The following is a 24,282-nucleotide window of genomic DNA, read 5'->3' as shown; positions in this document are numbered from 1 at the left end:
AAAAGCCAATTATTTAACTTCTAATAGATGGAGAAGCCTACGGCCCCTGTCAACATCAGCATCGATAAAAACTACGATTCTGAGTTTTGCGGAAGCATACCATTGCACCTGATAAACCTGGTGCAGCCACACGGTGTACTGCTGGTGCTGGATAAAGAGGAGCTACGCGTTCTGCAAATCAGCGAGAACGTGGAGGACTTCCTGTCCGTTTCCCCGGAAGACCTGCTGGAGCAGCCGCTGTCTGTTTTTTTGCAGCCGGGGCAGTACAGCGACCTTTTGGCCAAGATCAACACGCAGGGTAGCCAGGACAAGATACCGTTTATGCTCAACTTTAAAGTGCAGGGCAAAGAGGTTTCCTTCTCTGCTCTTGTGCTGCCGCAGCAGGAGTATGTGCTGATGGAGCTGGAGAAGAATATGCCTGCCCCGGAGGAGGCTTTTGTGCGCCTCTACCAGCACATCAAGTATATCACTACCCTGATGAAGCAGGCCGGCACCTGCTCGGAAATTGCCCAGCGCGCCGCCATGGAGCTGAAGAAGTTCACCGGGTTTGATAAAGTGCTGGTGTACCAGTTTGACCCGCAGTGGAACGGCATCGTGATTGCCCAGGCCAAGGAAGAAGACATGGCCGACTACCTGGGGCTGCGCTTCCCGGCATCGGATGTGCCCAAGCAGGCCCGTGATCTATACTTTAAAACCCCCTACCGTCTCATTCCTACACGCGAATACAGCCCTGTGCGGCTCATACCTGTCATTAACCCGCTCACGCAGCGCTTCACCGATCTCTCGGAGAGCAGCCTGCGCAGTGTGGCCAAGGTACACCTGGAGTACCTGGCTAATATGAACATCATGGCCTCTATGTCGCTGCCTATCATTATCGATAACAAGCTTTGGGGCCTGATCTCGTGCCACCACAAAACGGCTAAGCAACCGGGGTACGAAATGCGCTCTGCCATGGAGCTGCTCTCAGGTATACTTTCGGCACAGTTGGAGGCCAGGCAGCGGGAGGAGCACATGGTGCTGCGGGTGCACCTGCGCAACATACACGTGAAGCTGGTGGAGCAGCTTTATACGGGGGCTCACTTTGCAGAAAGCCTGTTAGGGGGAAAGACAAGTATGCAGGAACTGCTCTCGCTCTCAGGGGCTGCAGTGGTATACGAAGGCAACATCTGGACGAGCGGCAGCACACCCGGCAGCCAGGAGGTGAAAGAACTGGCCTCATGGTTGCGCCGTAATAAGAGCGGCGGCCTGTTCGCCACCGATAAGCTCGCGCAGGATTACCCGCACAGCAGACCTTATGCTGAGGTGGCCAGCGGGCTTGTGTCGCTGCCGATCAACGCCGAGCAGGGCGAGTTTATACTTGGTTTCAGGGCGGAGGTAATTCAGAGTGTCGCCTGGGGTGGTAACCCTGACGATGCCATCCGGTTGGAGCCCGACGGGAAGACTTATCACCCGCGCCACTCCTTTGCCACCTACCAGGAAACGGTGAAGCAAACAGCGCTGCCCTGGCAGCAGGAAGAGCTGGAGGCAGCCGAAACCCTGCGGAATGCCGTATTGGAGAAAATAGTAAAGGCGCGGTACTAACAACTCCGTCAAAAGGAAACAATACAACAGTAGCTACTGCCAAGAAAGAGCGGCCCGGAATACGAATAGCATACATGACAGCACCCCTATCAGCACCCCATAAAAAAGAACGTAAAACCGCGGCCGTCGACCATTACCTGGTGGGCATCGGTGCATCTGCCGGTGGCCTGGAGGCTATCCATAAGTTGTTCGATCATTTCCCGAGCAACTCCAGCTTTTCCTTCGTTATTATCCAGCACCTCTCGCCGGACCACAAAAGCCTGATGGCCGAACTGCTGAGCAAGCACACGCAGATGCAGGTGCAGGAGGCGGAGGATAACATGTTCACCAGGCCCAACTGTGTGTATGTGCTGCCCAGCGGCAAGCAGCTTACCATAGAGCATGGCCGGCTGCGCCTCTCCGACAAGACCCGCAGCCGGGAGCCTAACTTTGCCATAGACCTGTTCTTCGAGTCGATGGCCAAGAACCGTGGCAAGCACGCCATTGGCATCGTGCTTTCCGGTACCGGCACCGACGGCACCAAGGGCGCCCGCGCCATCCGCAAGGCCGGGGGCATGGTGGTGGTGCAAAACCCTGAGAGCGCCAAATTTGACGGTATGCCCCGCAGTGCGATAGATGCCGGGGCGGCCGATTATGTGCTGGACCCGGAGCACATGCCCGAGGAGATACTGGAGTATACCCGCAAGGTTCCGCTGGTGAAGGACCTGATAGAGCAGAACGAGGAAGGGCAGGACGCGGAGGTGTTGCAGGAGATACTGGACCTGGTGTGCACCCATACGCAGACCGACTTCACCAACTACAAGGAGGCTACCCTGATGCGGCGCATCCATAAGCGCATGGATTACCTGAAACAGGAAAGTATGGCCGCTTACCTGTCCTACCTCCACGAGAACCCAGGGGAGATCAAGAAACTCTGTCAAGAGTTCTTCATCAACGTGACCAATTTCTTCCGCGACCCGGAGGCTTTCGAGTGCCTGGAGAAAGACATCATCCCCAAAATAATAGCAGGAAAGGCGGCAACAGAGGCTCTGAAAGTATGGGTAGCGGCCTGCAGCACCGGTGAGGAAGTATACTCACTGGCCATCCTTTTCAGGGAGGCCTTCGATAAACTGGGCCGCGCGCCGCAGGTAAAGCTGTTTGCCACCGACATAGACCAGCAGGCCATCACCCAGGCGTCCCGAGGCAGTTACCCACTCTCCATTGCCAAGCATGTTTCGGCGGAGCGGCTGGAGCGCTTCTTCCATCTGAAAGGCAACCGCTACATCGTGCGGGAGGAGATCCGACAACTGGTGGTTTTTGCCCAGCACGACCTCCAGAAGGACCCGCCCTACAGCCATATCGACCTGGTGACGTGCCGCAACATGCTCATTTACCTGAACCAGGATCAACAGAACAAGGTGCTCGCGCTGTTCCCGTATGCCCTGAACCTGGATGGGTACCTGTTCCTGGGCTCCAGTGAGCATATCGGCTCCATGAAGTCCTTTTTCGCGGAGGAAAACCGGAAATGGAAGATCTTCCGGAAAATAAAAGAGGGCTCAGGAACAAGGCAGAGCTACGGCCTTACCGATTACGCCAGCAACGGCAGTAGCAATGGTCAGGCCGCCAAGTATAACCCTTCCCCGGAATTGCGCTACAACGACTCGTTTATGGATGCCGTGTCGGAGGACTTTAAGGTGACGGCGCTTTACGTAGACGAGCACTACCAACTGCTGCACGGCATCGGCGACATTAACCGCTACCTGAAATTCCCGGATAAGCGCCTGCACTTTAACCTGATCAAGATGGTGCCCGAGGAGCTGGCCATTACCCTGAGCGTGGGTATCCGGAAAGCCATAAAGCAGGACCGCAAGGTGGTGGCACGGCAGGTGGCCGTAAAGCTGGGCAAGCGGGAACAACTGGTGCATGTGTCCATCCGGCCTATCACCCTGGACAAGGGGCAACCTAAGATTATACTTGTTCTGCTGCAGGAGATGGGCGAGGTAACGCCGCTGCCCAAGGTGTCGGACCTTACGTTTGTGTCGGACGATGATTATTACCAGCAGCTGACAGCCCTGGAAACAGAGCTGAAAGAGGCGCGCGAAGGGCTGCACCTGACCGTGCAGGACCTGAGCACGGCCAACGAGGAGCTGCAGAGCACCAACGAGGAGTTGATGTCGTCGAACGAGGAGCTGCAGAGCTCGAACGAGGAGATGCAGTCGCTCAACGAGGAGCTGCACACGGTGAACTCGGAACATCAGCTGAAAATTAAAGAGCTGCAGGAGCTGAACGAGGACCTGGACAACTATATCCGGAGCTCCAACATCGGGCAGCTTTTCGTGGACCACCACCTGGTTATCCGCAAGTTTACGCCTTCCATAGATGGGCTTATCAATATCATAGACAGTGACTTGGGCAGGCCTATCCACCACCTGTCGCACAACCTGAAGTACTCCCGCCTGATCGAGGATATCAAGGAGGTGAACAACAGCTCTGTGGATGTCGAGCAGGAGGTGGAGACGGTGGACGGCAAGTACTACCTGATGCGCATCATCCCCTACCTGAAGCACGACGGCAACAAGGACGGCGTGGTGATCAGCTTTGTGGACGTGACCACTCTAAAGACCCTGAGCAACGTGGTGCAGGGCGTGCTGAACAGCTCGTTTAACAGTATTATGGCCTTTAAAGCGGTGCGCGACGAGAGCCAGCAGATCACAGACTTTGCCTGGACGCTGCTAAACAGGAAAACGGAAAGCATGATCGGGCACTCGCAGGCGGAGCTGCTGAATACCAGTGTGCTGTCGGTGATGCCTTTCCTTCGGAAGAGCGGCCTGTTCCGTAAATTTGCAGAGGTGGTGGCCTCGGAGCAGGTTATGCACATTGAACAGCAGCTGGAGCTAAACGGGCACAAGACCTGGTTCGAGATCGCCGCCGTGAAAATGGGCGACGGCGTAACCGTAACCATGGCCGATATCACCGAGAAGAAAAGCAGCGAGGACAAGGTACTGATGGCCTACGAAGAGCTGAAGCTGGCTGAAGAGAATCTGATCAAGCTGAACAACGAGCTGGAGAAGCGGGTGGCTGAGCGCACCCAGGAGCTTTCGTCCAGTGAGGAGCGCTTCCGGATGGTATCGATGGCGACCAACGACGTGATCTGGGACTGGGACGTGGTGAACAACGAGATCTGGTGGAGCGACAGCCAGAAGACCATGCTGGGCTACGATGCGGAAGAGCTGGGCACAGGCGTGGACAGCTGGTACCGGCTGGTGCACCCCAACGACCGGGAGGAGCTGGAGAAGGGTATCAGCAAGGCCCTTAACTCAGGCAAGGACCAATGGTCTGGCGAGTACAGGATCCGGAAAAAAGACGGCTCTTACGCCTATGTATCTAACCGGGCACGCATCATGCACAACGAGTACCAGGTGCCGTACCGCGTGCTGGGCTCTTTTATCGACCTGTCGGATTTGAAGCGGACGCAGGAAGAGCTGCAGGCCACCAACGAGCACCTGCTGCGCGTGATCGAGGACCTGGATACGTTCGTGTACACCGCCTCCCACGACCTGAAGACGCCGATCAGCAACATAGAAGGGCTCATACTTCTGCTGGAGGACCAGGTGGCTGCCGCCGGCCCTATTCCCGGTGAGCCCATACAGCCCGTTTTCGAGATGATGAAGGGCGCGATCTGCCGCTTTAACAACGTGATAAAAGACCTGACAGACATTGTGAAGGTGCAGCGCGACGTGGACGTGGAACCGGAGCAAGTGGATGTGCAGGAGGTTTTTGATGAGGTGAGGGCTAGTATGCAGGAAGTCATTGAGAGTGAAAACGCAGGGGTTTCTATTGATTTTAGCGAGGCGCCACACATCAGGTTCTCCAAGAAGAACCTGTATAGCGTGCTGTATAACCTGATCAATAACGCCATCAAGTATAAAGCGGAGGGCAGAAACCCGGAAGTGTCCCTGAAGACGGAGCGTGTAGACGGATACGTGCTGCTAACCGTTTCGGACAATGGGCTGGGCATTAGTAAGGAAAACCTGGCCAAGCTCTTTACGCTGTTCAAGCGCTTCCATGCTCACGTAGACGGTACCGGCATGGGGCTATACATTGTAAAGCGCCTGGTGGATAATGCCAAGGGCTATATTAAGGTGAGGAGCGAGGAAGGGGTAGGCACAACGTTCGAGCTGTACTTTAGAAGGTAAAGGGGCCGGGCGAAGTATACAACCTACCTATACCTTTCCTGAAGTATAAACTTAGTTGAATTCATACTTCAATTAAAGTATAAACCTTGCCGAAGAAATAGACTTAAAGTATGAACAGATCGCTAAAGCTACGTGCCACGCTGGTTGTAGGAGCAGTTATACTTGCTGTGGCAGCACTCCACCAAAGCCTGGGCCTTTTTACAAGGTACAACGTCATCACCGGCTACATCGATAGCGCTCGTAAGCATTATCAGGTGGTGCTGGTAGGCGAGCCACTGCCGCAGGAGGCTATAAACCTACCCGTTGCAGCCCAAGCCTTCGGCTTCGACTACATCTTTTACGGGTGCGTTGTGTCCGGGCCTGCCCAGAATGGGATAAGCGGCTATAACAAGGTAATGGCCAGGGCGCTGGCAGAAATAAACGGCCCCGGCTGGGAACAGAAACTGCTGGAGACAATTAAGCAACTGAATGAGGAGTAAACCCTGTTCTACCTATCGCACCCATACCTGCTGCAGCTCCCCAATCTTAGTAGTATAGCAGGGCGATTTATACTCGCTCTTTAGTTTCCAGGTGTTGTCTGTGCCTTGTGTGGCTACCCGTACTTTGCTGCGCCCGAACCTGTCGGTAAGCCCGTCTACCACCTCCATCAGCTTTGCGTGTTTCTGGCGGTCCACGGTGTCCAGCAGGGCGAGCTGGACCTGGTTCTCGGGGATGATCCCGGTTACAATAACCCCGCACTTTTTGTAGAAGTAGCCGTCGCGGTAAATGGCCTTCAGGGCGATGCCGGCATAGTGGATCAGCTCCATGTCGGAATTGGTGGCTACGGGCATGCACACCGTTTTGCTGTTGTAGTACTGCCGGTCATGCTCGGAGAACGTGTTGGTGGTAACAAACACTGTGACCAACTGGGCACAGCTCTTTTGCTGGCGCAGCTTGCGGGCGCAGCGGGCGGCATAGGTGGCGGTAGCCTCCTGCATCTCATCAAGGCTGTTCACTCGTTTTCCGAAGCTCCTGGAGGTGCAGATGCCTTTTTTGGGCGGCGGTGCCTCCTCCAGCTCCAGGCACGGCTCACCCCGAAGCTCCTTCAGCAGCCGCACGCCCACCACCGTCATGTGCTGCCTTACCCAACTCTCCGAAAGATTAGTGAAATCGTACGCCGTAAGTACGTTTCGCTTCCTGAGGAACCTGGCGTACCGCCCGCCGATGCCCCACACATCCTCCACCTTTGTGGCCTGCAGCGCCTTCCGGATATGGTGCGGATCGGTGAGCACCAGCACGCCGTTGGCTTTTTCAGATTTCTTGGCTAGCTTGTTGGCCACCTTGGCCAGCGACTTGGTAGGCGCCACGCCCAGACTTACGGGGATACCTGTCCAGCGCCACACGGTGCGTTTTATCTCCCTGGCGTAGGCCTGCAGGTTTATACTATAAAAATCGCCCAGGTCTAGGAAGCACTCGTCTATCGAGTATACTTCCACGTTTGGGGTAAACTGCGCCAGCGTCTGCATCACGCGTTCCGACATATCGCCGTAAAGGGCATAGTTGGAGGAGAAAGCATGCACCTGCCCGCTCTCTACCAGGTTCCGAATCTGGAAGAAGGGCTGGCCCATAGGTATGCCTAGCTCCTTGGCCTCCGTGCTGCGGGCTATCACACAGCCGTCGTTGTTGCTGAGCACCACCACGGGCCTGCCGTTCAGGGTAGGGTTAAATACCCGCTCGCAGCTGGCGTAGAAGTTGTTGCAGTCCACCAGGGCATAAAGGCTGGTCATAGTTTTTGGGGCTTATGCAGGACCCACACCACCACCCCCCACACGCGCATGTCCATGTCCTCGGTTACTTCTATCGGCTTAAAATCTGGGTTGGCTGGCATCAGAAAGGCTTTCTTATCTATCATCCGGAAGGTCTTCACGGTAAACTCACCGTCCAGGAAGCAGACCACCGGCAGCCCGTCGGCAGGCCGCAGCGATTTGTCGATCACCAGGATGTCGCCCTCGTGTATGTTCGCATCCACCATCGAGGAGCCCTTTACCCGCATCATATAAGTAGAGGTAGGGTTCTGTACCAGGTACTTGCCCAGGTCGATGCGGTCCTCCAGGTGGTCATCGGCGGGGGAGGGAAAGCCGGCCGCGATGTAGGTGGCATAGAGCGGTAGTTCCAACCCACTTACAGCCTCCAGAGGAAGGGGTTCTAAAGTATAAGATCGTATCGGGATTACCTTTATGCTGCACATATCAACCAAACATGAACTAGTAAATGCTAAATATGTTAGCAAATACGTAAACAAGAATAATAAAAGCTAAATATATTGGCTTTATTTGTTCACATCGGAGCTGATACGGCGGTTGGTAAACGCACCTTCTGCCCCGGATCAGGGCTGGCACCAGGTTGTTCTCTGTGGCCTTCGTTGGCTTACCTTCTAAAGTATAGGGCCCTGCATGGGCGTGCTTTTACTGGCTGTCTTGTCACTACGAGCTTTCCTGCTCATCTCCCGATCTAGTGCTACCAGCCCCCATCACTCACTGATTAAATAGCCAGCCTTTATACTTATAAAAGCGAAACGAAAGGTGGAGGTATGTAAAGGAACGCCTTGTTATAGTCTTTCCATACTTTTATTCCCTGCCTGGTTTGCTTTCTTTTCAGGTCTTCTGTATTGGTATTCAGGCAGCTGTAGAATAAATAAACTAAAATATATAGAAAATTATGGGAGTTATGTTTGATTGTTGTTTTGTTTCGTTTATATTTATTTTCGAAAGTATAAATAACAAAGTATAATTACTTCTGAAGTGTCTGGAAACGAAAAGAAATACAAGGTGTCGCTCTTCGACCGTTCAGTGCAAAAGCATGCGCTGCAGCAGAAAGATTTGGTATGGGATGTGATCGTGATCGGGGGTGGTGCCACAGGATTGGGAGTTGGTGTGGATGCAGCCTCCAGGGGCTATCGTACCCTGCTCCTGGAGCAGGCTGACTTCGCTAAAGGCACCTCTAGCAGGAGCACAAAACTGGTACATGGCGGGGTGCGTTACCTGGGCCAGGGAGATATCCGGCTGGTTTATGAGGCCCTGCATGAAAGAGGCCTGTTATTGCAAAATGCCCCCCATTTGGTGCGCATGCAGCCTTTTGTGATTCCGAGTTATACCTGGTGGAGCAAGATGTTCTATGGCTTTGGGCTAAAAGTATACGATTGGATGGCAGGCCGCTACAGACTGCAGAAGACCACCTTGCTGGACAAGAAAACGGTGGCACGCCTGCTGCCTAACGTTCGGAAAGAAGGCCTGAAGGGAGGAATAGAGTACTACGACGGCCAGTTTGATGATGCAAGGCTGGCTGTGAACATGGCCCAAACGTGCATCGAGCAGGGGGGCGTGGCGCTGAACTACATGAAAGTAACAACCCTGTTGAAGAACGGGGAAGGCAAAGTATGTGGCGTGAAAGCTTGCGATACGGAGACAGGGCAGGAGTACGAGCTGAAAGCAAAAGCGGTTATCAACGCCACGGGTGTTTTTGTGAATGATGTGTTGCAGATGGATGCCCCCGGCCAACAGCCCCTAGTGCGCCCAAGCCAGGGCGTGCACGTGGTCATCAACCGCTCGTTCCTGAAGGGAGATAACGCTTTGATGCTTCCCAAAACACCGGATGGGCGCGTTTTGTTTGCGGTGCCGTGGCATGGGCATGTGCTGTTGGGGACAACGGATACGCCCCTAAACAACCCAAGCCTGGAGCCAACCGCCCTGGAAAGCGAAATTGATTTTATCCTGCAGACAGCCGGGCAATACCTGGAAGAAAAGCCGACACGGAAAGACGTGCTCAGCGTCTTCGCCGGCCTCCGTCCGTTGGCCGCGCCAACCAAAGATGCAGCCAGTACAAAGGAGATCTCCCGGAGCCATAAACTCATCGTGGCACCATCCGGACTCATCACCATAACAGGCGGCAAATGGACGACCTACCGCAAGATGGCAGAAGACACAGTAGACAAGGCCATGGCAGTGGCGGGCTTGCCCTTGCACCCCTGCAGCACGGCAAACCTGCCAATACATGGGGCATTAAATGAAAAAAATAATATATTAGGACCTCTTAGTATTTACGGAGCTGATGCGGAGGGGATTCGGGAGCTCGTTTCATTCAATTCTTCCTTAGGGGAGAAATTGCACCAGGACTTTCCGGATGTAAGGGCAGAGGTGGTTTGGGCGGTGCGTCATGAGATGGCCAGAACGGTGGAGGATGTACTTGCCAGAAGGCTGCGGGTACTGTTCCTGGATGCGAAAGCTGCTATTGACATGGCCCCCCGGGTGGCTGCACTGATGGCGGCAGAACTTGGCAGGGATGACGCCTGGCAACAGCAACAAGTTAAGGAGTTTACCGCACTCGCCAATCATTACCTCCTGGAGCCCTACCAAGCCAAGGCTACTGCTGCAGTTGATCAGGTTTAACCATACATAGCACCTATGCAGAAATTTATACTTGCTTTTGACCAGGGTACTACCAGCTCGCGGGCTATCATCTTCAACCACAAAGGTGGGATTGTGTCGGTAGCCCAGAAAGAGTTCACACAGCATTATCCCCAGCCCGGCTGGGTAGAGCACGATCCCAATGAGATCTGGTCTACGCAGGTAGGGGTAGCCGCAGAAGCCATCCTAAAGGCGGGGCTTCAGGCAAAGGATATTCAGGCCATCGGCATTACCAACCAACGCGAGACCACCGTGGTCTGGGATCGCCAAACCGGGCAGGTCGTGCATAATGCCATCGTCTGGCAGGACCGCCGCACCTCCGCCTACTGCGACGAGCTGAAAGAGCAGGGGCTGGAGCCGATGATCCGGGAAAAAACGGGGTTGGTGATAGACTCCTACTTCTCGGCGACCAAGATCAGGTGGATACTGGACAATGTGCCCGGTGCCAGGGAGAAAGCCGAAGCCGGCAGGTTGATCTTCGGTACGATAGACACCTGGCTTATCTGGAAAATGACGGACGGCAAAGAGCATGTCACTGATGTTACCAACGCCTCCCGCTCCCTCCTTTACAACATCCATACCTTAGCCTGGGATGAAGAACTGCTTCGCCTGTTCAATATCCCGGCCAGCATGCTTCCCGAGGTAAAAGCCTCCAGCGAAGTCATCGGACATACCTCTACCTCCCTTTTCGCCACGCCAATCCCCATCGCAGGCATCGCCGGAGACCAGCAGGCAGCCTTGTTCGGGCAAATGTGCACCAAGCCGGGCATGGTGAAGAATACCTATGGCACCGGGTGCTTCATGCTGATGAACATCGGGGACAAGCCCATCATTTCAAGACACAGGCTCGTGACCACAGTTGCCTGGAAAATACAGGACCAGGTGCACTACGCCCTGGAGGGGAGCATTTTCGTGGCGGGGGCCGTGGTGCAATGGCTGCGCGATGGCCTGGGGGTGATATCATCCTCTTCGGAAGTGGAGCAACTGGCCAAGAAAGTAACCGGCAGCGACGGGGTTTACCTGGTGCCGGCCTTTGTAGGTATGGGCGCACCGCACTGGGACCAGCACGCACGGGGCACCATGGTCGGCATGACCAGGGGAACCACTTCGGCGCATATTGCCAGGGCAGCGCTGGAGAGCATTGCCTACCAGACATACGAGGTGCTGAAAGCCATGGAGGCAGATGCCGGTATCACCATTAAAGAGCTGCGTGCCGATGGCGGCGCAACGGCAAATGACCTGCTCATGCAGTTCCAGGCAGATATCCTGGGCGCCAGGGTGGTGAAGCCGGAAGTAACAGAGGTGACTGCCATTGGGGCCGCCTACCTGGCAGGGCTTGCTACAGGCTTCTGGGGCAGCGTGGAGGAAATTCAGCAGCAGTGGAGCATTAGTAAAAGCTTTGCGCCTGATGATACCCTGCCGGCGGAGAACCTTCTGAAAGGGTGGCACCAGGCCGTGAAGGCCGCGAAGGCTTGGGTGTAAATTAAAGTATAGAACCGAAACTAGAATATAGCTTATATGTCAGCATTTACAGCCGAGTTTATCGGGACCATGCTTTTGATCTTGCTGGGCAACGGTGTCGTGGCCAATGTGGTTTTGCATGGTACCAAAGGGAGTAACGGTGGGTGGATCGTCATCACCACCGGTTGGGCGCTGTCCGTTTTTGCCGGGGTGGTTATTGCGGCGCCGTATAGTGGCGCCCACCTTAACCCGGCAGTTACACTGGCCCTGGCCTTAATCGGTAAGTTCAGTTGGGGCCAGGTAGGTCCCTACATGGCGGCGCAACTGTTGGGCGCCATGACGGGGGCACTGCTGGTATGGCTGCTCTACAAGCCCCACTTCGATGCCACGGAAGATCCTGCCTCACAGCGGGCTGTTTTCTGCACCGATCCGGCGATCCGACATCGCTTCTCCAATACCTTTAGCGAGGCCCTCGGCACCTTCGTGCTGATCTTCGTGATCTTTTACTTCACGAACCCGGAACTGGGTGAACAGAAGACCCCTATCGGCATGGGATCGCTGGGGGCAATCCCGGTGGCTTTCCTTGTTTGGGCGATAGGCCTGTCGCTGGGTGGTACTACAGGGTATGCGATAAACCCGGCCCGCGACCTTGGCCCCCGGATCATCCACGCGGTTATGCCCATGAAGAACAAGTGCCACAGCGACTGGAGTTATGCCTGGGTGCCGGTAGTCGGGCCTGTAGCGGGTGCGACAGTGGCCTCGCTGTTGTACATGTTACTAAAAGGTTAAGCTTCGTCTGCTATTAAATGGTTTCTATACAGTTTTTTAGTTTTGCGCCTGAGATCAAATTATAAGCAGGCTCGAAGCGAAGTACAACAAAGCGAAGCTGAGTTGGCGGAAATGTGCTGGAAACCCCGGTGGTGGGCAAACTATACATCAGGAAGGATTATTTGACTTACAACTACAATACCTCTTTATGAAGCTAATTTCACCTGCCCAGCACGCAGACCGCTTACCTCTGGAGCGCATTGATCCGGAGTATAAACGCTTACGCTTTCAGGTTTTCCTGGGGATCTTTATCGGCTATGCCGGCTATTACCTGGTGCGCAAGAATTTCTCTCTGGTAATGCCTGACCTGATTGAGCAGGGATACTCCAAATCAGACCTGGGCATTGCCTTGTCTGGCGTGTCTGTAGCTTATGGTTTAAGCAAGTTCCTGATGGGCAACGTGTCTGACAGGAGCAATGCCAGAATCTTCCTGACGTTAGGGCTGGTCTTGTCGGCGCTCACCATGATTTTTATGGGAACTGTGCCTATAGCAACAAGTTCTATTACGATCATGTTCGTGCTGCTGTTTCTGAACGGGTGGTTCCAAGGGATGGGCTGGCCTCCCTGCGGCAGAGTGATGGTGCACTGGTTCTCCACCAAAGAGCGGGGCACCAAGATGTCGATCTGGAACATTGCCCACAATGTGGGCGGCGGTTTAGTTGGTCCGCTCGCAATTGCGGCGGTGGTGCTGTTTGGGACCTGGGAGAGCAAGTTATACTTCCCGGGCATCATCGCCCTGCTTTCAGCCATGATCACCTACCTGCTGGTGCGCGACACGCCTCAGTCCTGCGGCCTGCCCACCATCGAAGAGTATAAAAACGACTACCCAAGCAACTATACAGAAGACCACGAGAAGGAGCTCAGTGCCAAGCAAATACTTTTCGATTATGTACTTACCAGCCGGGTACTCTGGTACATCGCCTTTGCCAATGCGTTTGTGTACCTGGTGCGCTACGGCATCCTGGACTGGGCCCCCACCTACCTGGAGGAGGCCAAGGGTTTCTCTGTGAAGGAGACTGGCTGGGCATACTTCGCCTATGAGTACGCCGGCATCCCGGGTACGCTGCTCTGTGGTTGGATCAGTGATAAGGTCTTCCGCGGCCGCCGGGCTCCTGCTACCATCATTTATATGGTGCTGGTACTGGTGGCAGTTATCGTTTACTGGAAAAATCCGGCTGGAAATATCTGGGTTGATAACGCAGCTCTGATCGCCATTGGCTTTCTGATCTACGGGCCTGTTATGCTCATAGGGGTGCAGGCGCTTGACCTGGTGCCTAAGAAGGCCGCCGGGACCGCTGCCGGCCTGACGGGCCTCTTCGGGTATATGGGAGGGGCCTTATTTGCCAATATTGCCATGGGCTTTGTAGTGGATGCTTGGGGTTGGGATGGCGGCTTCTACGTGCTGGTGGCTGCCTGTGTGCTTGCTGTTTTCTTTACCGCGCTCACCTGGAATAGGGAAACTAAACATCATAACCTTAATAAAGTCACCTAATTTAAGCTCTTATAGAATGAGAAAAATTTTACCACCACCATTCCCGAAGGGGCGACACCAGCTTGGCAAGGCAGCATTGCTTTCCCTGTGTCTCTGTCTAACAGGCCCCGCTCTTACAGCTGAGCTGGCCGCGGCCCCTCTGTCTGAGAAACTAACGCAGGGTGAAAGAATCACCGTGAACGGAACTGTTCTGGATGATACGGATGGCATTCCGCTGCCCGGTGTATCCATCGCTGCCAACGGAACGCCTGTTGGGGTAACAAACCAGGACGGCAAGTTCCAGCTAAACGTTGAGAAAGGGGCTGTGCTGTCCTTCTCCTACATTGGCTACAAGGCCGGAAGCGTAACAGCTAACCAGGCGGAGAGCAATCTTACTGTTAGACTGCAGACGGATAACCAGCAGCTTTCTGAGGTGGTGGTAACGGCACTCGGTATTGAGCGTGAAAAGAAGGCGCTAGGTTACGCGGTGACGGAGGTAAGCGGGGAGGACATCAGTGCGGCTCGCTCGAATAACTTTGCAAGCGCTCTGTCCGGTAAGGTGGCAGGTCTTAGCCTGACGCCCACCGGCGGCGGACCGCTGAATTCTTCCGTTATCAAGCTGCGCGGCGATAACTCATTGGACCCAACAAAAAACAAAGCGCTGATTATACTTGATGGTGTTCCGATGAACAGTGGCATGGAGAGCTCCGGCGTGGGCAATGCCTACCAAGCCGGCTCAGGGAGCGATGTGCCAATCGACTTTGGTAACGGTATTGCCGACATAAACCCGGATGACATTGAATCGATCACGGTGCTGAAAGGTGCCGCTGCCGCCGCACTTTATGGCTACCGTGCCGCCAATGGCGCTTTGATCATTACCACTAAATCAGGCCGCAAGCGCAAGGGGCTTGGTGTGACGGTTAACTCGAACGTCAGCTTTAATGATATCCTGAAGTGGCCGGACATGCAGTATGAGTATGGCCAGGGTAACGACGACAGGAACGCAGCTGGGGAACTGTATTACTCTTACGGGGTATCCGAAGATGGTAAAAATACAGGTAGTACCAGTAGCGCCTTCGGCCCGAAGTTCGATGGGCAGTATTACTACCAGTATGACCCGACGCTGGAGGGGCAGTCGGCAGAACGCCAGCTATGGAGACCTTATAAAGACAATGTAAAAGGTTTCTTCCGTACCGGTCACACGATGTCAAACAGTGTGGCTGTTGAGGGCGGCGGCGAAAATGGCTCGGCGCGTGCTTCCCTCACGCATACAAAGAACGAATGGATCATGCCCAATACAGGGTTTGACCGCTTGAACGCCGCCCTGAGCGTCAACCAGAAGCTGACAGACAAGCTCAAGTTGAGTTCTAAGATCAACTTCTCGCACAAGCACAGTGACAACCTGCCGGCCACAGGCTATAACAACCAGTCCATTTCCTACTTTATGATCTTCCAGAACCCGAACGTGGACCTGGACTGGTATAAGCCGAGATGGGAGAAAGGTAAGGAGCAGATAGCGCAGATCCACCCGTTCAGTTCTTATATCGATAACCCTTACCTGATCGCCTATGAGATGCTCAATGGGGTGGATAGCTACAACACCACAGGTAACATCACTGCCACATATGAGCTATCCCCCAAGTTTGACGTGATGGTACGTGCGGCAATTGACATGACAAACGAGGAGCGCACGACCCGTCGCCCCTGGGACACCAAGAACTTCAGCAAAGGCTACTACAAAGAGCAGAACATTTACGACAGAGAAACCAATACGGACTTCCTGTTGACCTACAAGGACAAGCTCTCGAGCAGCCTGGACTTCAGGGCCTCGGTAGGTGGTAATATCATGAAGAGCTATTTTAATAGGACCAATGCTTCTATAGAGGGCCTCAACGTGGCGGGAACCTACACGCTGTCGAATGGCATCAACCCGATCATGACAAGAAACTCCAGGTCTAGCAAAGAAGTGGAGAGTGTGTATGGCCTTGCTTCCTTCTCCTATCTGGATAAAGTCTTTGTGGACCTGACGGCGCGAAACGACTGGAGCTCAACCTTGCCGGTACAGAACAACTCGTTCTTTTACCCTTCCATCAGCACCAGCTTTATTTTGAGTGACATCTTTACGCTGCCGCGTCAGGTCTCTTATGCCAAGATAAGGCTGTCGGCCGCGGAGGTGGGAACGGACTCGAATCCTTACCTGACCCGTAAGTACTACTCCGCCAGCTTTTTCCCTGGTTCAGCCTCCATTCCTACTACCAGGTTTAACCCGGACTTTAAGCCCGAGCAGACGCGCAGCTACGAGGCTGGCATGGAGTACCAACTCTTTAACGGTCGCCTTGGAATGGACTTCGCGATCTATAAGAACGTGACCGAGAACCAGATCCTGGCCATCCAACTGGACCCGACCACAGGCTACAATGACGCCATTATTAACGCAGGCAAGGTGCAGAACACAGGTTTGGAACTATCCCTGACTGGCCGCCCCATTGAAACCCAGAATTTTAAATGGAACACCACCATCACCTGGTCCAAGAACGACAACGAGATACTTGAGCTATCGGAGGGATTCCAGGAAGACGAAGAGTATATCCTGGCACAAGGTGGTAACGCCTATATCATTGCCAAAAAAGGCGGTTCTACGGGCGACATGTATGGCTATGGCTTTGTGCGCAATGAGGCTGGGGAGATTATTTACAAAAACGGCCTGCCCATCCGACCAAAAGAAATCGATTACCGTGGCAATGCCTATGCTGATTGGAGAGGCGGTTTCCTAAACGAGTTCACCTACAAAAATTTCCGCGCCAGCGTGCTGGTGGATGGTCAGTACGGGGGTATGGTATATTCCCAGTCACACCATAAGATGAGTGAGCAGGGTAAGCTGGCGCACACGTTGCTCGGGCGTGAAGAAGGCTACATTATCGGCGACGGTGTGGTGGACAATGGAGACGGTACTTATTCTCTTAACGAGGCAAAAGTGGACCTGCCTGCCTACTACAAAGAGTATTACCGCCGCGCCAACGTGGAGGCCAACTCTTTCGATGCCTCTTACCTGAAGCTGCGCGAGGTGCGCCTGGAGTACAACTTGCCGAAGGCTATCCTGAACAGGGTGAACTTCCTGCAGGGCGCAAGTTTGGCGCTGTATGGCCGTGAACTGGCTATGATCACAGATTTCCCAATGTTCGACCCTGAAGCATCTGCCCTGAACGGAAACGTGCAGATGCCAGGCGTGGAGATGGGCCAGCTGCCAACTCCAAGAACATTCGGTGTAAACGTGAAGCTTCAGTTCTAAAACAGCGAAAACGGAAAAGTATAAAGTATAAACGCTGCCGGTAAGTACATACCTATACTTTCGGTGGCCTTTACTAAAAGACGAACATGAGAAAATATAACCGAATACTGTTGTTGTTCCTGAGCCTGAGCTGTGCCGGGGTGGCCACCACTTCCTGCTCCGACCACCTGGAAGAGCTTAACATAGATCCAAACCGCGTTGACAAGATCAACCCAGGTACGCTGCTCAACCCCATTATCTACGAGATGAGCACCTTTGGCACCTCTCGTGCCAATGCCTATACTTTCGAGATCATGCAGGTGCGTGTGCCTTTCCCGAGTGCCGCCGGTGGCGAACATCGCTACCTCATCACCCAGGGCGCTGGTAACTCCACGTGGAATACCTCCTACCGCTGGTTACTCAATGTGAAGGAAATGGAGCAGGCTGCTGTGGAAGCCGAGGCTCCGAATTATCAGGCGATCGCCCTGACGCTGAAAGCATGGATCTACTCCAATCTGACGGACTCCTTCGGCGAGATCCCAATGAAGGAAGCGGTAAGCTCTGAAGAAGGTATCCTGAAAGCGGCCTTTGACACGCAGGAAGAAGTATACAGAACCATTCTGGAAGACCTGGAGAAAGCCAACAGCCTGTACGACAAGACAAAGCCGATGGCCTATGGCATGGATATTCTGTATGGAAATAACATCGATAACTGGCAGCGTTTTACGAACTCGCTGCGCCTGCGCCTTTTGCTGCGCGTTTCTAAGCGCGAGGAGATGAACTCGTTTGAGCGTATGGCTGCCATCCTCGATAACCCCGAGGAAAACCCGGTATTTACCGCGAACAGTCAGTCAGCTATACTTCAGATTACAGGTGTGGATCCTAATATGTCTCCCTGGGGACGCGCGAGCGATTTTACCCTCAATACTGTTGGCTCAGAGTTCTTTATCGACAACCTGAATGCCATGGACGACCCGCGGGTGGAGAAATTTTACACCCCTGCTAAGACCAGCGATGGGGCTGATATGGGCTACAAAGGCGTTCCAAGCGGATATGACCCGGCGCAGCAGTTCGATTATGTGCCTTCCGGCATGAACACAGACCTGGTAACCGCTCCGATGATTTCAGTCATCATGAGCTATGCGGAGGTAGAGTTCATTAAAGCGGAGCTGGCGCAGAAAGGCATTATCAGCGATGATGCACAGGCGCACTACGAGGCCGGTGTGAAAGCTGCCATTGAGCAGTGGGGCGCCAAGGTGCCGGCTGACTATTTCGAGAACCCTGCCGCTGCGTACGATGGCACGTTTGAGCGCATCATGCTGCAGAAGTATTTGGCCCTGGTTTTCAACGACTATCAGCAGTGGTTTGAGTACCGCCGCACCGGTTTGCCTGTGCTTCCCAAAACAGAGGCCATGGTAAACGACAAGCAGGTGCCCGTAAGGTTTTTATACCCGGAAGAGGTGAAGATCTATAACCGGGACAACTACAATGCAGCCGTCAGCCGCATGGGTGGCGACGACATCAACATCAAAGGTTGGTGGGAAAGATAAGAGTTTGAATAGTTTAAGGTGAATATTACAGGCAGCGTTGTGTTTGCTGTCTGATGTTTAAACCAGTAAGGCTGCCTTTTAAAGGCAGCCTTACACAAACTTTTTCTATGCAGTATCTACGTTTACTCTTTTTTTATACTTCCTTATTTCTGATTTCTGCCTGCAGTAGCGCTAAAGAAGATCCTGAGACCCCGCAGCCGGAGCTGCCTGCAGAAGCAAAGCCGATTACAGCTTCTTTCCCGGAGGCAATGTTCACAGACCCGACTAAGTTATCACGAGGTGCTTCCTCCACCGAAATCTTGGATAGGCTAATAGCACTCATCGATGCGGGTCAGAAAGGCTCCTCCATACATATTTCTATTTACCTGTTTGACTATGCCGAGCTTGTTGATGCGCTTGACAGAGCAGACGCCCGCGGTGTAAAGCTGCACCTCATACTTGACCTGAGCAGGGAGGAGAGCCAGAAAAGCAATCCCTACACTATTAATCAACTGAAAACAAAACTTTCCGAAAACGCAGAACTTGTGATCGTAGAAAGTGATGCAGGAAGCATTGCCATCAACCACAACAAGTTTGCTCTTTTCTCTGAGGTAATAACCGAGGATGGTGAGGTAGCCAACCTGGTCATGCAGACATCCCATAACTTAATACTTTCCGGCACCCGAAAAGTGCAGGATGCCGTGTTCCTGCCCCACAAAGGGCTGTACGAGGCTTACCTTGACTATTGGCAGGACATGAAACAGCGGGCACAGCAGGGGATGAAGGACTATAGCTATAGTGAGTATCACGACTCTGAAACCAATGTCTCTGCCTACTTCCTGCCCAAGAGGCGCGGTGGCACTGCCTACGGAGATGACACAATCATTGAGTTTCTAAACAAAGTCACAGACCCATCCTCTGCGGTTGTCCGGATTGGCATGTCCGACTGGACAAGCTCCCGCCTGAACATTGTGGAGAAGCTGGAGGAACTCTTGGACGAGGGAGCTACCATCGAACTGGTCGTGAAGAGCAGCATCAGTGAGGATATCCTGGCCGGGTTACGCGCACTGGAGGAAAAGGGCGCCTACCTTAAAGTATACAACATGACGGAGTCCGGCCAACTGAAGGTGAACATCCACGCCAAATTTATGCTGATCGAGGGGATGTGGGAGGGTGAGAACTCCAACATACTGATTACGGGCTCGCACAACTTTACACAAAACGCCCTCCGCAACAACAACGAGGCGATTCTGCTGCTGAAGAACCACGACCTCTACAGTACCTATACTTCCTACTTCGAAGCGCTTAAATCTATACCAGGCCTTTAATACCTTTAGCTGAACCATGAAAAGAAGAGAATTCCTTAATAGCGTCTTACTTTTAACAGGCGGACTTGTACTTAGCGCTGAGGCTGCGTTTGGCCTTAACAAGACTGTTAAAAACAAGGTAAAGGGCACTGTGAAGGCTCGTGGAAGGGGCCTTGCGAACGTTTCGGTTTCCGATGGATACAACGTGGTGCAGACAAACGCCAGGGGTAAGTATAAACTACCCGTAAACAGCCAGGCGGAATTTGTCTTTATAACCATTCCATCGGGTTACGCTCTACCTAACGAGAACGGGATCGTGAAGCATTACCAGCGCATCTCAGAAAGCAATAACCGCTACGATTTTGAGCTGGAAGCCCTGCAGCAGGATGACACCAACCATAAGTTCATCGTATGGGCGGACCCTCAGGTAAAGAACCAGGAGGATGTTAGGCAGATGCTTACACAGGCTGTGCCCGATGTGCAGGAACTGGTGCAGGCCTTCGGGGCGGGGGCACTGGTGCACGGTATCACAGTAGGCGATATAGTGTGGGACGAGCATGCGCTTTTCCAAAATTATAACGAAGCAGTGGCCGGCACAGGCGTGCCGTTTTTCCAGGTGCTGGGCAACCACGACATGGACCTCAACCAGGGTGGGGACGAGGTTTCTGACAGAACCTTTAAAAAACTATATGGCCCTACCTACTATTCCTTTAACAGGGGCAAGGTGCATTATGTGGTATTAGATGATGTGCGCTATTCAGGAGAGGGGAAAAAGTATGACGGCCACGTATCGCAGCAGCAGCTGGACTGGCTGAAAAAAGATCTTGCGTTCGTGCCAAAGGACTATCTGGTGGTGCTATCAGCCCATATTCCGGTGCATCGCGGGGTTGAGAACAAGCAGGAGCTACTGGATGTGCTGGAAGGATATCAGGTGCATATCATGACCGGGCACACACACTATAACCAGAACATTATAGCAGACGGTGTGTATGAGCACATCCATGGCACCCTCTGCGGTGCCTGGTGGACGGGGCCTGTCTGCAGCGACGGCGCACCAAGAGGCTATGGCGTGTATGAGGTGAACGGCAACGAGCTTAGCTGGTACTACAAGTCTACAGGTTTAGAGAAAGAGCATCAGCTAAGCGTGCATGTAGAGGAGCAGCAAGGCCAGAAGCGTATGCTTGCCAATGTCTGGAACTGGGACCCGGAGTGGAAAGTAGAGTGGTGGGCCGATGGCAACTACATGGGGGCGCTGGAAAGCTCAGTCGGTTATGACCCGGTGGCCTATGCTCTTTATTTTGGCAAAGGACTGCCGGAGAAACGCGGTTTTGCAGAGCCGCGCGAAACAGATCACCTTTTCAAAGCTGCCCTTGCCCCAGGTATGAAATCGCTTAGGGTTGTAGCCACAGACCGCTTTGGGAACAAGTATGAGCAGTCCGCCGATGTCGAAATTTCATAAGCTTATTATTTTCCGCAAGTATACCTACATGAAAAAGCTATTAAGTATTGCCTTTGCCAGCCTCGCCTTGTTGGCTAGCTGCAAGAACAGTGAGAGCCTTTCCCAGCAAAAAGCACCGTTGCCAGCCTTTGATGCAGAAGGGCACCGCGGGGCACGTGGCCTGATGCCGGAGAACAGCATCCCGGCCATGATCAAAGCCATTGACCTCGGTGTGACAACCATCGAGATGGACTGCCACATCACCCGAGACGGCAAGGTGATCGTAACGCACGATCCGCACATCAGCCATTTGTATGCACGTACGCCGGAGGGGAACGACTTCACGAAAGAGGAAAGCCAGCAGTATAGGGTCTACCAGATGGATTATGAGCAAGTGCGCCGGTTCGACATAGGTTCCAAGCCTTTTGACCTGTTCCCTAAGCAGCAGAAAATGAAGGCACATATCCCGCTGTTAACCGACCTCATAGACTCTGTGCAGACTTACCTGAAGGCTAACAACCTGCCGCAGGTGTTCTACAACATCGAGGTGAAGTCGAAAGAGGGAAAAGAGAATGAGTACCATCCCGAGCCGGCCAGGTTTACGCAGCTGGTGGTAGAGGCAGTGGAGCAGAAAGGCATCACCTCCTATGTCATCATCCAATCTTTTGACAAGCGTGCGCTGCAAGCCTTGCACCAGAATTACCCGCATATCAGAGCCTCCCTGCTGGTTAGCAACGAGGACTCGTTTGAGGAGAACATAAAGCAGCTAGGCTTTACACCGGACATTTACAGCCCACACCAAAAGCTGGTGACGGAGGAGCTGGTGAAGAAATGCCATGAGCAAAACATCAAAGTCGTGCCCTGGTCTGTGAACACAGCGGAGGGTATCGCACAACTAAAAGCCTTGGGAGTAGACGGCATCATCTCCGACTACCCGGACCTTTTTACAGAGCAGCAACTGTAGTTGCTTTTACCTCAGAAATAGAGGCAAGGGCCTCAGAAGCAGTAAAATTATAAGGTGATTAACGTATGAAATCGATGACCAAAGTTATCTGGGGCGCTGTGCTTGTGGTTTGCGCAGCGGTCTTCCCCAAAATGGTTGTGGCCCAGGAAGTGGAAGACGCTGCCTGGGACAGCACGTACCGCCCTGCTACCTACCAGGTGCAGGTAGAGCAGTTTCGTGCTTATCCTGACTCCCGAAAAGACATTGTTTTTTTAGGAAACAGCCTTACGGCCCACCCGGACTGGAGCGAACTGCTGGAGTCAAGGCACGCAAAGAACAGAGGTATATCAGGAGACATAACCTTTGGCATACTGGAGCGCCTGGATGAGGTGACGGGGGGAAAGCCCTCTAAAATATTCCTGCTGATCGGCATTAACGATGTATCCAGGAACATTCCGGATAGTGTGATTCTGGAGAACTATAAAAAAATCGTGCACAGGATAAAATCGGAGACCCCTTCCACTAAGCTGTACATCCAGACACTGCTGCCTACCAACAACAAGTTCACGAAATTTAAAAGGCATTATAACCGGGAGGACAACGTGTACTGGCTTAATAATGAGCTGAGGAAACTCGCTGCCCAGGAAGGTATTACGCTGATTGATCTACATCCCGCCTTTGCGGATAGTGAGGGGCACCTTATAGAAGCTTATACACATGATGGGCTGCACCTGACGCATGAGGGGTATAGAAAGTGGGCTGAGGTGCTAAAAGAGGGCAGGTATTTAAAATAAGAGTGCTTATACTTTGCTGCCGAGCACTTAACAGGATAAAGCATATTAAAAGAGGTATCGGTTTTTTCTATAGCTGGGGTACTATGAGCAGAAGTTTACAACAGAAGGGTATCGTTGTCCTATACCTGGCTTTGGTCATGCTATCGGCCTGCGGGAACCCTACCATGGTTCGTAAGGGACAGGCTGAGCTTCCTGCGTTCCTGAAAGTAGGACACCGTGGTGCCAGAGGGGTCATGCCTGAAAACACGGTTCCTTCTATGAGGAAGGCGCTGGACATGGGGGCGAACGTTTTAGAGGTAGACATTCAGGTCAGCAGGGATAAGCAGGTTGTCGTCGCGCACGATCCACACATCAATCACCACATCACCCTTTCGCCAGATGGAGAGGAGATCTCAGAGGAGCAGGCAAAGCAGTACGTGCTTTACCAGATGCCATATGCGGAAATCCGGAAGTTTGACGTAGGCTCCAAATACCATACAGGTTTCCCCGAACAGAAAAAGCTGCAAACCTACATGCCCCTGCTAGGCGAACTGATCGACTCAGTAGAGCAGTACACCGCAGCTAAAGGTCTGGCTCCCGTTATTTACAACATTGAGGTCAAGGCGGACCCTAGCCGGGACGGGGTTTATCAGCCGGAGCCAGAGGAGTATATAAGGCTTGTTCTGGATGTAGTGAAGCAAAGGGAGATAGAAGGCAGATTCTATATCCAGTCCTTTGATGTGAGGCAAATACAGCAGGTACGTCAGCAGAGCCCTGGTATTACCACTGCCCTGCTGACCGGCGATGGTAAGGTTACCTTCAGCAAAAATATAGAGAAAGTAGGCTTTATCCCTCAAATTTACAGCCCCCATTACAGCCTGGTAACAGAAGAACTGGTAAAGGAATGCCATACGCAAGGTATGAGACTGGTGCCCTGGACCGTAAACTCGCTGGAAGAGATGAAAAAGCTAAAAGCGATGGGGGTAGACGGGATCATCACAGACTACCCGCACCTCCTCAACCAACTGGAGGCAACCGAACTATAAATAGGAAAGAAGCGGGTTTA

Annotated in this window: 16 protein-coding genes; 14 read left to right on the top strand and 2 right to left on the bottom strand. The window is 53.2% G+C overall.

Translation table 11 applies throughout. The features are described 5' to 3' along the window. The first annotated feature begins 27 nt into the window (after window positions 1-27). The 3 genes from OH144_RS11360 to OH144_RS11350 all read left to right on the top strand — a co-directional run bounded on the left by OH144_RS11360 (window position 28) and on the right by OH144_RS11350 (window position 6,235). Complete coding sequence (locus tag OH144_RS11360; RefSeq protein ID WP_266202356.1) at window positions 28-1,581, top strand: GAF domain-containing protein; 1,554 nt, start codon at window positions 28-30, stop codon at window positions 1,579-1,581. Between the two features lie 74 nt (window positions 1,582-1,655). Next, window positions 1,656-5,756, top strand: coding sequence for a chemotaxis protein CheB (locus tag OH144_RS11355; protein WP_266202355.1), 4,101 nt, complete (start codon window positions 1,656-1,658; stop codon window positions 5,754-5,756). A gap of 110 nt (window positions 5,757-5,866) precedes the next feature. Next, entirely contained in the window at window positions 5,867-6,235 is a 369-nt protein-coding gene (locus tag OH144_RS11350; protein ID WP_266202354.1) for an FEKKY domain-containing protein, read from the top strand. 12 nt (window positions 6,236-6,247) lie between these two features. Here OH144_RS11350 and OH144_RS11345 read toward each other — a convergent pair whose 3' ends face one another. Together OH144_RS11345 and OH144_RS11340 are read right to left on the bottom strand one after the other, a co-directional pair. Next, the gene (locus tag OH144_RS11345) at window positions 6,248-7,522 is read right to left on the bottom strand and encodes a Y-family DNA polymerase (RefSeq protein ID WP_266202353.1); all 1,275 of its coding nucleotides are present in this window, start codon (window positions 7,520-7,522) and stop codon (window positions 6,248-6,250) included. Then, entirely contained in the window at window positions 7,519-7,911 is a 393-nt protein-coding gene (locus OH144_RS11340; RefSeq protein WP_266202352.1) for a LexA family protein, read from the bottom strand. The genes OH144_RS11345 and OH144_RS11340 overlap by 4 nt, the downstream gene beginning before the upstream one ends. Before the next feature lie 625 nt (window positions 7,912-8,536). Between OH144_RS11340 and OH144_RS11335 the strand changes: the two genes are divergently transcribed. The 11 genes from OH144_RS11335 (at window position 8,537) to OH144_RS11285 (ending at window position 24,262) form a co-directional block, all read left to right on the top strand. Continuing rightward, window positions 8,537-10,180: a glycerol-3-phosphate dehydrogenase/oxidase gene (locus OH144_RS11335; RefSeq protein WP_323134714.1), complete on the top strand. Its 1,644-nt coding sequence runs from the start codon at window positions 8,537-8,539 to the stop codon at window positions 10,178-10,180. Window positions 10,181-10,195: 15 nt separating this feature from the next. Then, window positions 10,196-11,680, top strand: coding sequence for a glycerol kinase GlpK (gene glpK / locus OH144_RS11330; RefSeq protein WP_266202350.1), 1,485 nt, complete (start codon window positions 10,196-10,198; stop codon window positions 11,678-11,680). 36 nt (window positions 11,681-11,716) lie between these two features. Further along, the gene (locus OH144_RS11325) at window positions 11,717-12,448 is read left to right on the top strand and encodes an MIP/aquaporin family protein (RefSeq protein ID WP_266202349.1); all 732 of its coding nucleotides are present in this window, start codon (window positions 11,717-11,719) and stop codon (window positions 12,446-12,448) included. 187 nt (window positions 12,449-12,635) lie between these two features. Then, complete coding sequence (gene glpT, locus OH144_RS11320) at window positions 12,636-13,979, top strand: glycerol-3-phosphate transporter (RefSeq protein WP_266202348.1); 1,344 nt, start codon at window positions 12,636-12,638, stop codon at window positions 13,977-13,979. 16 nt (window positions 13,980-13,995) lie between these two features. Further along, window positions 13,996-17,247, top strand: a complete 3,252-nt coding sequence (locus OH144_RS11315) for a SusC/RagA family TonB-linked outer membrane protein (RefSeq protein WP_266202347.1) — start codon at window positions 13,996-13,998, stop codon at window positions 17,245-17,247. An 86-nt stretch (window positions 17,248-17,333) separates the two neighbouring features. Then, window positions 17,334-18,776, top strand: coding sequence for a SusD/RagB family nutrient-binding outer membrane lipoprotein (locus OH144_RS11310; protein WP_266202346.1), 1,443 nt, complete (start codon window positions 17,334-17,336; stop codon window positions 18,774-18,776). Between the two features lie 299 nt (window positions 18,777-19,075). Next, entirely contained in the window at window positions 19,076-20,083 is a 1,008-nt protein-coding gene (locus tag OH144_RS11305) for a phospholipase D-like domain-containing protein (RefSeq protein ID WP_266202345.1), read from the top strand. 16 nt (window positions 20,084-20,099) lie between these two features. Continuing rightward, complete coding sequence (locus OH144_RS11300; protein WP_266202344.1) at window positions 20,100-21,521, top strand: calcineurin-like phosphoesterase family protein; 1,422 nt, start codon at window positions 20,100-20,102, stop codon at window positions 21,519-21,521. A 28-nt stretch (window positions 21,522-21,549) separates the two neighbouring features. Continuing rightward, a complete protein-coding gene (locus OH144_RS11295; protein ID WP_266202343.1) occupies window positions 21,550-22,464 on the top strand; it encodes a glycerophosphodiester phosphodiesterase family protein in 915 nt (304 codons plus the stop codon). Window positions 22,465-22,529: 65 nt separating this feature from the next. Continuing rightward, window positions 22,530-23,237: a GDSL-type esterase/lipase family protein gene (locus tag OH144_RS11290; RefSeq protein ID WP_266202342.1), complete on the top strand. Its 708-nt coding sequence runs from the start codon at window positions 22,530-22,532 to the stop codon at window positions 23,235-23,237. Window positions 23,238-23,320: 83 nt separating this feature from the next. Further along, window positions 23,321-24,262: a glycerophosphodiester phosphodiesterase family protein gene (locus OH144_RS11285; RefSeq protein ID WP_266202341.1), complete on the top strand. Its 942-nt coding sequence runs from the start codon at window positions 23,321-23,323 to the stop codon at window positions 24,260-24,262. Window positions 24,263-24,282 lie beyond the last annotated feature (20 nt).

This window comes from Pontibacter kalidii, assembly GCF_026278245.1.
Taxonomy (GTDB): Bacteria; Bacteroidota; Bacteroidia; order Cytophagales; family Hymenobacteraceae; genus Pontibacter; species Pontibacter kalidii.
Note: the sequence above shows the minus strand (reverse complement) of the source record. Positions and strands in the feature narration are given on the sequence as shown.

What these genes read in the sequence shown, in the direction of transcription:
- OH144_RS11360 (WP_266202356.1), top strand. Translation starts at nt 28, where the DNA reads ATGGAGAAGCCTACGGCCCCTGTCAACATCAGCATCGATAAAAACTAC.
- OH144_RS11355 (WP_266202355.1), top strand. Translation starts at nt 1,656, where the DNA reads ATGACAGCACCCCTATCAGCACCCCATAAAAAAGAACGTAAAACCGCG.
- OH144_RS11350 (WP_266202354.1), top strand. Translation starts at nt 5,867, where the DNA reads ATGAACAGATCGCTAAAGCTACGTGCCACGCTGGTTGTAGGAGCAGTT.
- OH144_RS11345 (WP_266202353.1), bottom strand. Translation starts at nt 7,522, where the DNA reads ATGACCAGCCTTTATGCCCTGGTGGACTGCAACAACTTCTACGCCAGC.
- glpK (WP_266202350.1), top strand. Translation starts at nt 10,196, where the DNA reads ATGCAGAAATTTATACTTGCTTTTGACCAGGGTACTACCAGCTCGCGG.
- OH144_RS11325 (WP_266202349.1), top strand. Translation starts at nt 11,717, where the DNA reads ATGTCAGCATTTACAGCCGAGTTTATCGGGACCATGCTTTTGATCTTG.
- glpT (WP_266202348.1), top strand. Translation starts at nt 12,636, where the DNA reads ATGAAGCTAATTTCACCTGCCCAGCACGCAGACCGCTTACCTCTGGAG.
- OH144_RS11315 (WP_266202347.1), top strand. Translation starts at nt 13,996, where the DNA reads ATGAGAAAAATTTTACCACCACCATTCCCGAAGGGGCGACACCAGCTT.
- OH144_RS11310 (WP_266202346.1), top strand. Translation starts at nt 17,334, where the DNA reads ATGAGAAAATATAACCGAATACTGTTGTTGTTCCTGAGCCTGAGCTGT.
- OH144_RS11300 (WP_266202344.1), top strand. Translation starts at nt 20,100, where the DNA reads ATGAAAAGAAGAGAATTCCTTAATAGCGTCTTACTTTTAACAGGCGGA.
- OH144_RS11295 (WP_266202343.1), top strand. Translation starts at nt 21,550, where the DNA reads ATGAAAAAGCTATTAAGTATTGCCTTTGCCAGCCTCGCCTTGTTGGCT.
- OH144_RS11290 (WP_266202342.1), top strand. Translation starts at nt 22,530, where the DNA reads ATGAAATCGATGACCAAAGTTATCTGGGGCGCTGTGCTTGTGGTTTGC.
- OH144_RS11285 (WP_266202341.1), top strand. Translation starts at nt 23,321, where the DNA reads ATGAGCAGAAGTTTACAACAGAAGGGTATCGTTGTCCTATACCTGGCT.